Source organism: Microbulbifer okhotskensis, assembly GCF_023895975.1.
Lineage (GTDB): Bacteria > Pseudomonadota > Gammaproteobacteria > Pseudomonadales > Cellvibrionaceae > Microbulbifer > Microbulbifer okhotskensis.
Window position 1 is genome coordinate 1 of record NZ_JALBWM010000399.1, and the last position, 423, is coordinate 423.

Consider the following 423-nt stretch of genomic DNA (forward strand, 5'->3'; position numbering starts at 1 on the left):
AGCGGCGATTTATCTCGCATTGCTCCGCAACGTGGTTATAACTGGGCCAGCACTCCCCTTTGTCATTGGCGTTATCAGCAAGCTTTATCAAGACAAGCTTGCGTAAGGGGTTTCCCACCTTGGTTTTCATCGCCTTAACCATTAACTCCATGCTCACTGCGAACCTCCTTGCACTTGATTAGAGCCAATGGGAGTCTCATCAAGTCCTAAAAAATCGCACAATTCTTCAGCCATCATTTCGACGGTTTTTTCAGCCTGCTGTAATGCCGTGTTATTTTTGTTCCTCCGGGCGCAAAAGGCCCAACGGTCACGCTCAGACTCAGGCAGTCCAGCCAACGCCGCTTTAATATCGTCCTGCATAATGTTGCCCCCAGTTGTGAATTGTTTTTACTGCTCTGGGTTAAATCCGGAACCGTCGAAATT

Annotated in this window: 2 protein-coding genes; both read right to left on the reverse strand. The window is 48.2% G+C overall.

Features of this window, described 5'->3' with window-relative positions:
• A partial coding sequence (locus MO867_RS24260) for a helix-turn-helix domain-containing protein (protein WP_373565933.1) occupies positions 1-151 on the reverse strand: 151 nt, incomplete at its 3' end.
• Positions 152-153: 2 nt separating this feature from the next.
• Positions 154-360 carry a hypothetical protein gene (locus tag MO867_RS22675; protein ID WP_252473396.1) on the reverse strand — a complete coding sequence of 69 codons (207 nt, stop codon included), beginning with the start codon at positions 358-360 and terminating at the stop codon, positions 154-156.
• Between the last annotated feature and the right edge of the window lie 63 nt (positions 361-423).

Coding starts and splice junctions, on each gene's coding strand:
- MO867_RS22675 (WP_252473396.1), bottom strand. CDS start 360: ATGCAGGACGATATTAAAGCGGCGTTGGCTGGACTGCCTGAGTCTGAG.